Genomic DNA, 12,475 nt, shown 5'->3' on the forward strand with positions numbered 1-12,475 from the left:
CGAGTAAGAACACATCCGGACAAGAGGAGTGGGGATGGCTGACGTCATCTTCGTCGCCCTGACGATCGCGATCTTCGTGATCTTCGGGTTCGTCGTGAAGGCGGTGGAGCGCCTGTGAGCGCTATTAACGCCGCAGGGCTTGTGGTCGCCGTCGGTCTGGTGGTCTTCATGATCGCCGCTCTGCTGTTCCCGGAGCGTTTCTGATGGGCTGGATCTTCGTCGCCTCCCTGGTCGTCGCGCTGGCCGTGACGCACAAGCCGCTGGGCGACTACATGTACCGGGTCTACTCGGGCGTGAAGCACAACGTGGTCGAGCGGGGCATCTACCGCCTGCTCGGCGTCAAGGCCGACACCGAGCAGCGCTGGGGCGTCTACGCCCGCAGCGCGCTGGCCTTCTCGGTGATCTCGATCCTGTTCGTGTACGGCATGCAGCGCCTGCAGGACAAGCTCTGGCTGTCACTCGGGTTCGACGCCGTGCCCGACCACATCGCGTGGAACACCGCGATCAGCTTCGTCACCAACACCAACTGGCAGGCCTACTCGGGCGAGTCCACGATGGGCCACCTGGTGCAGATGGCCGCGCTGGCCGTACAGAACTTCGTGTCGGCCGCCGTCGGCATGGCCGTCGCGATCGCGCTGGTGCGCGGCTTCGCGCGCAGCCGTTCCGAGACGATCGGCAACTTCTGGGTGGACCTCGTGCGCGGCACGATCCGCATCCTGCTGCCCATCGCGTTCGTCGGCGCGCTGATCCTGGTCGCGGGCGGCCTGATCCAGAACTTCGCCGACCCGCACACCGTCACCACCCTCACCGGCGGCCAGCAGGCGATCACCGGCGGCCCTGTGGCCAGCCAGGAGGTCATCAAGGAGCTCGGCACCAACGGCGGCGGCTTCTACAACGTCAACTCGGCGCACCCGTTCGAGAACGCGACGAGCTGGACCAACTGGTTCGAGATCTTCCTCATCCTGGTGATCCCGTTCGCGCTGCCCAGGACGTTCGGCAGGATGGTCGGGCAGGTCAGGCAGGGCTACGCGATCCTCGCCGTGATGGCGGTGATCGCTCTGGTGAGCGTCACCCTGACCAACGTCTTCGAGCTCGCGGGCAACGCCACCGTCCCGCAGGCGGTCGGCGCGGCGATGGAGGGCAAGGAGGTCAGGTTCGGCGTCGCCAACTCCGCGACGTTCGGGGCCGCGACCACGCTGACCTCCACCGGCGCGGTGGACTCCTTCCACGACAGCTACACCCCGCTCGGCGGCATGATGACGATGTTCAACATGATGCTGGGTGAGGTCGCGCCCGGCGGTGTGGGCTCCGGTCTGTACGGCATGCTGATCCTGGCCGTGATCACGGTGTTCGTCGCGGGCCTCATGGTCGGCCGTACGCCGGAGTACCTGGGCAAGAAGATCGGCGCTCGCGAGATCAAGCTCGCCTCGATGTACTTCCTGGTGACCCCGCTCCTGGTGCTGGTCGGTACGGCTGTCGCCATGGGCAACTCCGCCGGGGTCGCCGCGATGCTGAACGACGGCCCGCACGGGTTCTCCGAGATCCTCTACGCCTTCACCAGCGCGTCCAACAACAACGGCTCCGCGTTCGGCGGCGTCACCGTCAACACCCCGTGGTACGACGTGGCGCTCGGCCTGTGCATGGCCTTCGGCCGCTTCCTGCCGATCATCTTCGCGCTCGGCCTGGCCGGATCGCTGGCCAGACAGGCGCCCGTGCCCGAGTCGGCAGGCACGCTGCCCACCCACCGGCCGCTGTTCGTCGGCATGGTGGTCGGCGTCACGATCATCCTGGTCGCTCTGACCTTCCTCCCGGCCCTGGCGCTGGGCCCGCTCGCAGAAGGAATCAGCTAATGTCCACCCCCGTGCTCGAAGCACCGGCCCCCGCGCCGAAGAAGGTCGGGGGCGGGCTGCTCGACCCCAAGCAACTGCTCAGGTCGCTGCCCGACGCGATCAAGAAGTGCAACCCGGCCACGTTGTGGCGCAACCCGGTGATGCTGATCGTCGAGATCGGCGCGCTGGCCTCCACGATCCTGGCCGCCACCACCGAGTCGTCGTTCTTCGCCTGGGCCATCGCCATCTGGCTGTGGCTGACCGTCGTCTTCGCCAACCTGGCAGAAGCCGTCGCCGAGGGGCGCGGCAAGGCGCAGGCAGCCACGCTGCGCAGGGCCAAGACCGACACGATGGCGCGCAGGCAGTCCGGCGAGACCGTCGCGGCCACCGAACTGCAGCAGGGCGACATCGTGGCCGTCGAGGCCGGGGAGATCATCCCCGGTGACGGCGACGTGATCGAGGGCATCGCCAGCGTGGACGAGTCGGCCATCACCGGCGAGTCCGCCCCGGTCATCCGCGAGTCGGGCGGCGACCGCTCCGCCGTGACGGGCGGTACGAAGGTGCTGTCCGACCGCATCGTCGTGAAGATCACCCAGAAGCCGGGTGAGAGCTTCATCGACCGGATGATCGCCCTCGTCGAGGGCGCCAACCGGCAGAAGACGCCCAACGAGATCGCCCTCAACATCCTGCTCGCCGCGCTCACGATCATCTTCCTGGCCGCGACGATCACCCTGCAGCCGTTCGCCATCTACGCCAAGGCCGAGAACCCCGGCATCCCGGACTCCCTCGCCCTGACCGGCGACGGCGTCAGCGGCATCGTGCTCGTCTCCCTGCTGGTCTGCCTGATCCCGACCACCATCGGCGCGCTGCTGTCCGCGATCGGCATCGCGGGCATGGACCGCCTGGTCCAGCGCAACGTGCTGGCCATGTCGGGCCGCGCGGTCGAGGCGGCGGGCGACGTGAGCACGCTGCTGCTGGACAAGACCGGCACGATCACGCTGGGCAACCGGCAGGCGTCGGACTTCCAGCCCGCCACCGGCACCTCCGAGCAGGAGCTGGCCGAGGCGGCGCAGCTCTCGTCCCTCGCCGACGAGACCCCAGAGGGCCGCTCGATCGTGGTGTACGCCAAGGAGAGGTACGGCCTGCGCGAGCGGGAGATCCACGGCGCGGAATGGGTGGAGTTCACCGCCCAGACCCGCATGTCGGGCGTCAACGTCGACGGCCGTCAAGTACGCAAGGGCGCGGCCACGGCGGTCATGAAGTGGGTACGCGACAACGGCGGCCACGCCACCGAGGAGGTCGGCCACCTCGTGGACGGCATCTCGGCGAGCGGCGGCACCCCGCTGGTGGTCGGCGAGGTCGTGGACGGCAAGGCCCGCGTGCTCGGCGTCATCCACCTCAAGGACGTCGTCAAGCAGGGCATGCGCGAACGCTTCGACGAGATGCGCCGCATGGGCATCCGCACCGTCATGATCACCGGCGACAACCCGCTGACCGCCAAGGCCATCGCGGACGAGGCCGGGGTGGACGACTTCCTCGCCGAGGCAACGCCAGAGGACAAGCTCGCCCTGATCAAGCAGGAGCAGGAGGGCGGCCGCCTGGTCGCGATGACCGGTGACGGCACCAACGACGCTCCGGCGCTCGCGCAGGCCGACGTCGGCGTCGCGATGAACACCGGGACCAGCGCCGCCAAAGAGGCGGGCAACATGGTCGACCTCGACTCCAACCCGACCAAGCTCATCGAGATCGTCGAGATCGGCAAGCAGCTGCTCATCACCCGCGGCGCGCTGACCACGTTCTCGATCGCCAACGACATCGCCAAGTACTTCGCGATCATTCCCGCGATGTTCGCAGCGGTGTATCCCGGTCTGGACGCGCTCAACATCATGCGCCTGTCCAGCCCGCAGTCGGCGATCCTGGCCGCGGTCGTCTTCAACGCCCTGGTGATCATCGCACTGATCCCGCTCGCTCTCCGTGGCGTCCGCTATCGCCCGTCGAGCGCCTCCAAGCTGCTCAGCCGCAACCTCTACGTGTACGGCCTGGGCGGCATCATCGCGCCGTTCATCGGCATCAAGATCATCGACCTTCTGATCCAGTTCCTTCCGGGGATGTCATAAATGGAACGTCTACCAAGCTGGATTCGCCAGCACGTCGCGGCCCTGAGGGCGGTCATCGTCCTGACGGTGATCCTCGGGGTCGTCTACCCGCTGGTCACCACCGGCGTCGCCCAGGCCGTGTTCAACCACCAGGCCAATGGCTCGATGACCACCCACGGCAGCGAGCTCATCGGTCAGTCCTTCGAGGGCCACAACCAGTACTTCCAGAGCCGCCCGTCGGCGGCCGGTGACGGCTACGACACGCAGTCGACCGCGGCCAGCAACCTCGGCCCGGAGGACGTGCTCGACACCAAGGACAGGAAGAGCCTGCTCACCCAGGTGTGCGCCCGCTCCAAGGCCGTCGGGGAGCTCGAAGGCGTCAGCGGGGCCAGGCCGTACTGCACCGACGACGGCGTCGGGGCCGTGCTGAAGGTCTTCAAGGACCGCGCGGTGAGCGTCAACCAGGCCTGCCCGGCCAAGCCGTTCCTCGCCACCTACGAGGGGCTCAAGGTCGAGTGCGCCAAGCCGGGCGAGGACTACGCGGCGGGCAAGACCGTCCCCGTCAGGGGTGGCGCGACCGCGGTGGTGCCCGCCGACGCGGTGACCGCCAGCGGCTCGGGCCTGGACCCGCACATCTCGGTGGCCTACGCCGAGCTGCAGGCGCCCAGGATCGCCAGGGAGCGCAAGCTCGACCTGGGCAAGGTGAAGGCGCTCATCCAGGCCGGCACCACCGGCCGCGCGCTCGGCTTCATGGGCGAACCGGCAGTCAACGTGCTGCAGCTCAACCTCGCCCTTGATCGCCGATGAGCAGGGGGCGGCTGCGGGTCTACCTCGGGGCCGCCCCCGGGGTCGGCAAGACTTTCGCGATGCTCAACGAGGGCCGGAGGGCGTGCGAACGAGGCAAGGACGTGGTCGTGGGTTTCGTGGAGACCCACGGCCGCCCCCACACGGTCGCGCTGCTCGACGGCATGGAGGTGATCCCCCGCAGGACCATGGTCCACCGGGGGAGCACCTTCACCGAGCTCGACGTGGACGCCGTCCTGGCGCGCGAGCCGAAGGTCGCCCTGATCGACGAGCTGGCGCACACCAACGTTCCCGGCTCGCGCAACACCAAGCGCTGGCAGGACATCGAGGAGCTGCTCGACGCGGGCATCGACGTGATCTCCACGGTCAACGTCCAGCACCTGGAGTCGCTGAACGACGTCGTCCAGCAGATCACCGGCATCCCGCAGCGGGAGACCGTACCCGATGAGGTGGTACGCCGGGCCGACCAGGTCGAGCTCGTCGACATGTCGCCGGAGGCGCTGCGCCGCAGGATGGCGCACGGCAACATCTACGCGCCGGAGAAGGTGGACGCCGCGCTGTCCAACTACTTCAGGGTCGGCAACCTGACCGCCCTGCGCGAGCTGGCGCTGCTCTGGGTCGCCGGAAAGGTCGACGACCAGCTCGACCGCTACCGGGCCGAGCACGGCATCGCCAAGACGTGGGAGGCGCGCGAGCGGGTCGTCGTCGCCCTCACCGGCGGTCCCGAGGGCGACACGCTGGTACGGCGGGCCGCACGCATCGCGGCCCGCACCAAGGGCGCCGACCTGCTGGCCGTCCACGTGACCAGCGCGGACGGGTTGAGCGGCGGCGACCCGGTCAGCCTGGCCCGCCAGCGCACCCTGGCCGAGGACATGGGCGGCACCTACCACCAGGTCATCGGCGAGGACATCCCGCGGGCGCTGCTCGACTTCGCCCGTGGCGTCAACGCCACCCAGCTCGTGCTCGGCGCGTCCAGGCGCGGGCGGTTCGCGCAGATCTTCTCACGCGGCGTCGGGGTGGAGACGACCGCGCTGTCCGGCTCCATCGACGTCCACATGATCACCCACGCGGAGGCCAAGAAGGGGCGACGGCCCAGCTCGCGGGCCGCGCTGACCCGCGAGCGCCGGATCACCGGCTGGGCGATGGCAGTGGCCGGGATGCCCGCGCTCACCGCGTTGCTCGCGCCGTTCCGCGACGACCTGGCGTTGCCGAGCGAGATCCTGCTGTTCCTCGTCATGGTCGTCGGGGTGGCGCTGGTCGGCGGCATGTGGCCGGCGATCACCGCGGCCATCGGCGGGTCGCTGCTGCTCAACTGGTTCTTCACGCCGCCGATCGGCGAGCTGACGATCGCCGACCCGGAGAACCTGCTCGCCCTGGCGGTGTTCGTCATGGTCGCCGCCGCGGTGAGCGCGATCGTCGACCTGGCTGCCCGCCGTACCAGGGAAGCGGCACGGGCAGGCGCGGACGCCGAGATCCTCTCCACGCTGGCCGGGCACGTCCTGCGCGGCGAGGCGGCGCTGCCGTCGTTGCTCGCGAGGATCAGGGAGACGTTCGGCCTGGTGTCGGTCACGCTCCTCGAACGCTCGGGGCCGCCGGGGCCCGACGACCAGTCGGAACCGGGCGCCTGGCGCATCCTCGGCACCTCCGGAGGACCGCCCTGCTCCTGCCCGGGGGCGGCGGACACCGACGTCGTCATCGACGAAACGCTGGTGTTGTGCGCCAGCGGACGCCTGCTCGACGCCGCCGACCGCCGCGTCCTGGAGGCCTTCGCCGCCGAGACCGCCGTCGCGCTGCGCCAGGAGCGGCTGCAGGAGGAGGCCGAGAAGGCGAGGCCGCTGGCCGAAGCGGACAAGATGCGCACCGCGTTGCTGGCCGCCGTCAGCCACGACCTGCGCACCCCGCTCGCCTCGGCCAAGGCGGCGGTGGAGTCGCTGCGCAACACCGAGATCGCCTGGAGCGCGTCCGACAGGGAAGAGCTGCTCGCCACCGCCGACGAGTCGCTCGTCAAGCTGAACCGGCTGGTGGACAACCTGCTCGACATGAGCAGGCTGCAGGCGGGCGTGCTCGGTCCGACGCTGCAGCCGATCGCGCTGGAGGAGATCGTGCCGCGCGCGATCGACGACCTCGGCCCGCTGCGCGACCGCGTGGAGGGGGACATCTCCGTCGAGCTGCCCGACGTGGTCGCCGACCCAGCGCTGCTGGAACGGGTGCTGGTGAACCTGATGTCCAACGCGATCCGCTACAGCCCTCCGTCGGAGAAGGTCCTCGTCACCGGAAGTCGGCACGGCGGCCGCGTGGAGATCAGGGTGATCGACCGCGGCCCAGGCATCCCGCCGGAGGCGCACGACCAGGTCTTCAAGCCGTTCCAGCGGCTCGGCGACCGCGACAACCACTCGGGGGTCGGCCTCGGCCTCGCCCTTTCCCGAGGGCTCGCCGAAGCGATGGGCGGCTCCCTCGTACCCGACGAAACACCAGGTGGAGGTCTCACCATGATCCTGACATTGCCCATCTCATGACGCGCATCCTCATCGTCGACGACGAGCCGCAGATCCTGCGCGCCCTGCGCATCAACCTGGCCGCGCGCCACTACGAGATCGCCGAGGCGACCAGTGGTGGGTCCGCGTTGCGCGAGGCCGCCGACTGGCACCCCGACCTGGTCATCCTCGACCTCGGCCTGCCCGACCTCGACGGCGTCGACGTCATCCACGGGCTGCGCGGCTGGACCACCATCCCGATCATCGTGCTGTCCGGCAGGGCGGGGAACCAGGACAAGGTGGACGCCCTGGACGCCGGGGCGGACGACTACGTCACCAAGCCGTTCGGCATCGACGAGCTGCTGGCCAGGATCCGCGCGGTCTCCCGGCGCACCGCCGCGCAGGAGGCGGAGCTGGCCAGCATCCAGATCGGCGACCACGTGATCGACCTGACCAACAAGACCGTCTCGGGCGGGGTACGGCTGACGCCGACCGAATGGCACCTGCTGGAGATCCTCCTGCGCAACCCCGGCAAGCTGGTGAGCCAGCGGCAGCTCCTCACCGAGGTGTGGGGGATCAAGTACACCAAGGAGACCCACTACCTGCGGCAGTACATGGCCCAGATCCGCCGCAAGCTCGAACGCGACCCGGCCCAGCCGGTCCACCTGATCACCGAACTCGGGATGGGGTACCGGTACAAGGCATGACGACGTGCTGCCCGCGCCGCTATCGCAATGGCTGCTCTGATCACGCGGCCTGTGCCGACCGGCGGTCCATCGTTCCCGCGGGGTCGATCACGATGCCGATGACGTCCAGATCGCTGGTCATTCCTCTGAGCGCCTGCTCGCTGAGCCGCACCCAGCGCTGGTCGGCGCCGAGCACCTTGGCCAGCCGCAACGCAGAGGTGAAGGCGACCGCCGTGCGCTTGCCGGAAGCGGTCCTGAACAGTCGCAGCGACGTGCCGACGGCACCCACGCGGACCGGGACGAAGTACATGATTCTCACGTCACGGACGCTAGACCGCCACGCGAAGGGTGAGCGCCATTCCTACGCGATCCAGACGGAGATCGCGGAAGTCCTGACGCCCCGTTGACGGTGGGCGTCTGGGCCGTGTAGGGATTCCGGCGATCGCCGTCAAGCATCCGTATGGGCGCGCGGAATCGCGGTTTTCCGGCGGGACTATGTGGCTGTAATCCCCATAGGAGGACTGATGTCCGTTGTTATGGCCCCTGCCGTGAAGGAGCCCCCAGATACCGGCGACAAGCACCGGCTCACCGTCGTCGGCGGGCTGGCCGCGCTCTCCCTGGACGCGATGGCCTCGGTGGCCTACGGCCCGGAGGCGATCGTGCTGGTCCTGGCGCTGGCCGGGGGAGCGGGGCTCGGGTTCACCATCCCGGTCACGCTGACCATCGCGGCGCTGCTGGCCGTACTCACCTTCTCCTACCGCCAGGTCATCGCCGCCTTCCCCGACGGCGGCGGCGCGTACGGCGTGGCCAGGACCTACCTGGGCCGCCGCGCGTCCCTCGTGGCCGGGGCGTCGCTGGTGGTCGACTACGTGCTCAACGTCGCCGTCTCCGTCGCCGCCGGAGTCGCCGCGCTCACGTCGGCCTTCCCCGGGCTGCTGCCGTACACCGTCTGGGTGTGCCTCGCGGTGCTGGCGCTGGTCACCGCGATCAACCTCAAGGGCATCGCGCACAGCGCCCGCGCCTTCGTCGCCCCCACCGCGATCTACGTGGGCGCGATCCTGCTCGTGATCATCGCGGGTCTGTTGCGCTCCGAGCCCGCGGTGATCACTGAGGCGCACCCGCTCATGATGCAGACCGTGGGCGTGTTGTTGCTGCTCAAGGCTTTCGCGAACGGCTGCGCCTCGCTGACCGGCGTCGAGGCGATCGCGAACGCGGTGCCCTCGTTCCGCAGGCCCCGGGTTCGTCGTGCGCAGCGCGCCGAGGTCGCGCTGGGCGGCCTGCTCGCGGTGATGCTGATCGGGATCGCGGCGCTGATCGAGAAGTTCGCGATCGCCCCGGTCGAGGGGGTGACCGTGCTGGCGCAGGTCACGCAGGCGGCGCTCGGCGACGGGTGGCTGTTCTACCTGGTGCAGTTCTCCACCGTGGTGCTGCTGGCGCTGGCCGCCAACACCTCCTTCGGCGGGCTGCCCGTGCTGGCCGAGCTGCTGGCCAAGGACAACAACCTGCCGCATTTCTTCGCGCTGCGGGCCGACAGGCACGTGCACAGGTACGGCATAGCCTTCCTGGCCGTCACCTCCGCCGGGCTGCTGGTCGTCTCCGGCGGCGACATGAACCTTCTTGTCCCGCTGTTCGCGATCGGGGTGTTCGTCGGCTTCACCCTGTCCCAGGCCGGGATGGTCAAGCACTGGGTGCTGGACCGGCCCAGCGGGTGGCGGTGGCGGGCGGCGCTGAACGGGTTCGGCGCGCTGCTCACCTTCGTCGCCGCGATCGTGGTCACCGTCTCCAAGTTCACCGAGGGCGGCTGGCTGATCGTGGTGACGCTGCCGCTGATGGTGGCGGGGATGGAGTGGGTGAACCGCTCCTACACCCGCATCGGGCAACGGCTGGAGCTCGGCCGGACCCCGGTGCCGCCCCGGCCGCGCAGGTCGCTGGTCGTGGTGCCGGTGCACGCGGTCAGCCGGTTGTCGTGCGAAGCCCTGGCCGCGGCCCTGTCGCTGGGCGATCGCGTGGTCGCCGTGCACGTCACCCACCCCGAGGACCCGCCCTTCTTCGTGGACGACTGGGAGCGCTGGCACCCCGACGTGGAACTCGTCCAGCTGTTTGACGCTCACCGCCGTCTCGACCAGCCGCTCATCGACTACCTGGGCCGGGTGCCCGAGGCGCACGTGTTCGTGCTGATCGCCGAGGTCGAACCGGCCCACGCCTGGGAACGCCTGCTGCAGAACCAGCGCGGCGCGGTGCTGGCCAGGGCGCTGCGCCGCCGTACCGACACCGTGGTCTGCCGGATGAGGTTCCGCGTATGAGACCCCTGTCACGCCTCCTGGCGGTGGTGGCGGTCGGTTGCGCCGTCTCCCTGGCCGCCTACGCCGCCCTCTCCATCGGGCCGCCACACCGCGAGGTCACCGCGCAGGTCCGCCCCGACCACCAGCGCGACGTGCCCAAGGGGATGATCGCCGACGTGACGTGGACGGACGGGAACGGCGAGCGGCACACGGCCGAGCGGCGGCCGCCCCGTCTCCCTGGCCCGGGACGACGTCGCCGGTGACGTGCTCCTGCCGGGGTGCGGCAGCGAGACGTCCTGCCGGAGCTGAAGGGCCAGCCGGACCGTAACACTCCTGGGTTGGGCTCGCCGTGCCTTACAGCCGGCCGGTTCCGGTTGGAAGAGGGTTGTAAGGGGCCTGTCAGCGCTGCCGGACATCGTGGAGAGCGGTCAGAGACCGCCCGGCCGTACTAACACACCACATGGAGACGGAGATCAACCATGTCCAAAACTCTGCGCACCGCAGCCTGCCTGCTCGCCGCCGCAGTCGCCGTAACCGCCGGCACCTCAGCGGCGGCCGCCGATGACCGGACCGACAACCACGCGGGCCTCCAACGAGTGCTGGAACAAGCTGTCACCCAGGAACGTATGCCCGGCATCATCGCCGAGGTCCGGAACGGCGGCGAGAAGTGGTTCAGCACCGAGGGCGTGGCCGACACCAAGACCGAACGCAAGCGCCGCCAGCAGGACCGCTTCCGCGTGGGCAGCGTCACCAAGTCCTTCACCGGGACGGTGGTGCTGCAGCTGGTGGGCGAGGGCAAGCTGAGCCTGGACGACACCGTGGAGAAGTGGCTGCCCGGCGTCGTGAGCGGCAACGGCTACGACCCCGCCAAGATCACCATCAGGATGCTGCTCAACCAGAACAGCGGCCTGTTCCCGTACACCTCCGACAAGACCATGGCGACCAGGTACTTCACCCGCGCCTTCCCCGAACACCGCTTCGACGCCTACCGCCCGGCCGACCTGGTGAAGTTCGCCGTAGCCAACCCGCCCACCTCCGCTCCGGGGGTCGCATGGATGTACTCCAACACCAACTACACGGTCGCCGGACTGATCATCGAGAAGGTCACCGGCAACAGCCTCGCCCAGGAAGTCGAACGGCGCATCATCCGCCCGCTCCGCCTGACCGCCACCTACATCCCGGGCAATGACACCAGGATCCGCGGCCCGCACGCCCAGAACTACTCCACCCGCTACGCGGTGGCCGACCCCAACCCCGACGCCCCGATCATCAACTCCACCGACATGAACGTCTCCTGGGGCTACGGGGCGGGCAACATGGTCTCCACCACCGGCGACCTGCAGACCTTCTACAAGGCGCTGCTCGGCGGCAAGCTGCTGCCGCCCTCGGTGCAGCAGGAGATGTACAAGACGGTCTCCACCAAGGCCGTGCCGTGGATCGAGAACACCGACTACGGACTCGGCATCTTCTCCCAGACGTTGTCGTGCGGCGTGGTGGCCTGGGGCAACGGCGGCTTCATCCACGGCTCCTGGACCTACGCGATGGGCAGCAAGGACGGCAGGCACATGGTCGTCACCAACGTCAACGGCGACTGGGGCGACCCGGTCAAGAACATCTTCACCAAGGAACTCGAAGCGGAGATGTGCCCGCCCAGCTCCAAGTAGCCGCGCCACCGTGCCGCCCCGGCCGGGGCGGCACAGGTGCGCATCCATCAGCAGGGGTGCGCGTCAGTCCGTCTCGGCCGGCAGGGTCGGGTAGTCGGTGATCGGGTAGATGCCGACCGCGAAGCCGTACGTCGTGTCCCCGGACCGGGGGACGCGGTCGAACTCCTGCACCAGGTCCTTGATCCGGAGCCAGAACTCCGCGGCCTCCTGCTCCGAGAGGCGAGCGTGCCGGATGAAGGCCCACAGTTGGTGAGCCTGATAGGCCCCGGCGGACTCCCTGGCCGCGACCTCGAAGTCGTTGAAGTCGAGCGGGAGCGGATCGCTGCCAGCAGACTGGCCGGAGCCGACGTAGAACATGCGTGCCGTACGGCCGTAGAAACGCTCGTCGATCGCCCGCACCCGCCGGGTCCGCACCACGCGCAGCAGCCCGGCTTCGACCAGGACGTTGACATGGTGCGCGACGGTGCCTTTGGGGCGTTTGACCGCTGCGGCCAGCTCCGTCACCGTCGCGGCCCGCTCGTGCAGGAGGCCCAGAATCGTGTTCCGCAGCGGATCGCCGAGGGCCCGTACCTGCGCCGGCTCGGTGAGCACGATCGTGTCGACGAGCTCGTAGTCCGGAGTAGGGGGTGTGGTCGACATA

The 12,475-nt window shown here is 69.3% G+C and carries 11 protein-coding genes; 9 read left to right on the plus strand and 2 right to left on the minus strand.

The genetic code is table 11. The annotated features are described in order from the left end of the window. Positions 1–114 precede the first annotated feature (114 nt). The 6 genes from kdpF to ACIBG8_RS04395 are packed head-to-tail and all read left to right on the plus strand — an operon-like array spanning position 115 to position 7,910. On the plus strand, positions 115–204 hold the full coding sequence (gene kdpF / locus ACIBG8_RS04370; protein WP_397341069.1) for a K(+)-transporting ATPase subunit F: 90 nt from the start codon (positions 115–117) through the stop codon (positions 202–204). Then, the gene (gene kdpA / locus ACIBG8_RS04375; RefSeq protein WP_397341070.1) at positions 204–1,850 is read left to right on the plus strand and encodes a potassium-transporting ATPase subunit KdpA; all 1,647 of its coding nucleotides are present in this window, start codon (positions 204–206) and stop codon (positions 1,848–1,850) included. Before kdpF ends, kdpA begins: the two co-directional genes overlap by 1 nt. Continuing rightward, a complete protein-coding gene (gene kdpB, locus ACIBG8_RS04380; protein ID WP_397341071.1) occupies positions 1,850–3,946 on the plus strand; it encodes a potassium-transporting ATPase subunit KdpB in 2,097 nt (698 codons plus the stop codon). Before kdpA ends, kdpB begins: the two co-directional genes overlap by 1 nt. Beyond that, complete coding sequence (locus ACIBG8_RS04385; RefSeq protein ID WP_397341072.1) at positions 3,947–4,732, plus strand: potassium-transporting ATPase subunit C; 786 nt, start codon at positions 3,947–3,949, stop codon at positions 4,730–4,732. Continuing rightward, complete coding sequence (locus ACIBG8_RS04390; protein WP_397341073.1) at positions 4,729–7,245, plus strand: DUF4118 domain-containing protein; 2,517 nt, start codon at positions 4,729–4,731, stop codon at positions 7,243–7,245. Before ACIBG8_RS04385 ends, ACIBG8_RS04390 begins: the two co-directional genes overlap by 4 nt. Beyond that, positions 7,242–7,910, plus strand: coding sequence for a response regulator (locus ACIBG8_RS04395; protein ID WP_397341074.1), 669 nt, complete (start codon positions 7,242–7,244; stop codon positions 7,908–7,910). Before ACIBG8_RS04390 ends, ACIBG8_RS04395 begins: the two co-directional genes overlap by 4 nt. A 40-nt stretch (positions 7,911–7,950) precedes the next feature. On the opposite strand, the gene ACIBG8_RS04400 is transcribed toward ACIBG8_RS04395, so the two are convergent. Further along, positions 7,951–8,199, minus strand: a complete 249-nt coding sequence (locus tag ACIBG8_RS04400) for an SAV_915 family protein (RefSeq protein WP_397343893.1) — start codon at positions 8,197–8,199, stop codon at positions 7,951–7,953. A gap of 214 nt (positions 8,200–8,413) precedes the next feature. Between ACIBG8_RS04400 and ACIBG8_RS04405 the strand changes: the two genes are divergently transcribed. From ACIBG8_RS04405 to ACIBG8_RS04415, 3 genes are all read left to right on the plus strand, one after another. Beyond that, positions 8,414–10,192 carry an APC family permease gene (locus ACIBG8_RS04405; RefSeq protein WP_397341075.1) on the plus strand — a complete coding sequence of 593 codons (1,779 nt, stop codon included), beginning with the start codon at positions 8,414–8,416 and terminating at the stop codon, positions 10,190–10,192. Continuing rightward, positions 10,189–10,434, plus strand: a complete 246-nt coding sequence (locus ACIBG8_RS04410) for a hypothetical protein (protein WP_397341076.1) — start codon at positions 10,189–10,191, stop codon at positions 10,432–10,434. The genes ACIBG8_RS04405 and ACIBG8_RS04410 overlap by 4 nt, the downstream gene beginning before the upstream one ends. A gap of 216 nt (positions 10,435–10,650) precedes the next feature. After that, entirely contained in the window at positions 10,651–11,835 is a 1,185-nt protein-coding gene (locus ACIBG8_RS04415; protein ID WP_397341077.1) for a serine hydrolase domain-containing protein, read from the plus strand. A gap of 63 nt (positions 11,836–11,898) precedes the next feature. On the opposite strand, the gene ACIBG8_RS04420 is transcribed toward ACIBG8_RS04415, so the two are convergent. After that, positions 11,899–12,474, minus strand: a complete 576-nt coding sequence (locus tag ACIBG8_RS04420; protein ID WP_397341078.1) for an ArsR/SmtB family transcription factor — start codon at positions 12,472–12,474, stop codon at positions 11,899–11,901. Position 12,475: the final 1 nt, after the last annotated feature.

The sequence above is a fragment of the Nonomuraea sp. NPDC050556 genome (assembly GCF_044457355.1).
Taxonomy (GTDB): Bacteria; Actinomycetota; Actinomycetes; order Streptosporangiales; family Streptosporangiaceae; genus Nonomuraea.

Bases quoted from the DNA above. Each gene is read 5' to 3' on its own strand.
- ACIBG8_RS04395 (WP_397341074.1), top strand. From the start codon at position 7,242: ATGACGCGCATCCTCATCGTCGACGACGAGCCGCAGATCCTGCGCGCC.
- kdpA (WP_397341070.1), top strand. From the start codon at position 204: ATGGGCTGGATCTTCGTCGCCTCCCTGGTCGTCGCGCTGGCCGTGACG.
- ACIBG8_RS04410 (WP_397341076.1), top strand. From the start codon at position 10,189: ATGAGACCCCTGTCACGCCTCCTGGCGGTGGTGGCGGTCGGTTGCGCC.
- kdpB (WP_397341071.1), top strand. From the start codon at position 1,850: ATGTCCACCCCCGTGCTCGAAGCACCGGCCCCCGCGCCGAAGAAGGTC.
- ACIBG8_RS04415 (WP_397341077.1), top strand. From the start codon at position 10,651: ATGTCCAAAACTCTGCGCACCGCAGCCTGCCTGCTCGCCGCCGCAGTC.
- ACIBG8_RS04400 (WP_397343893.1), bottom strand. From the start codon at position 8,199: ATGTACTTCGTCCCGGTCCGCGTGGGTGCCGTCGGCACGTCGCTGCGA.
- ACIBG8_RS04405 (WP_397341075.1), top strand. From the start codon at position 8,414: ATGTCCGTTGTTATGGCCCCTGCCGTGAAGGAGCCCCCAGATACCGGC.
- ACIBG8_RS04390 (WP_397341073.1), top strand. From the start codon at position 4,729: ATGAGCAGGGGGCGGCTGCGGGTCTACCTCGGGGCCGCCCCCGGGGTC.
- ACIBG8_RS04420 (WP_397341078.1), bottom strand. From the start codon at position 12,474: ATGTCGACCACACCCCCTACTCCGGACTACGAGCTCGTCGACACGATC.
- ACIBG8_RS04385 (WP_397341072.1), top strand. From the start codon at position 3,947: ATGGAACGTCTACCAAGCTGGATTCGCCAGCACGTCGCGGCCCTGAGG.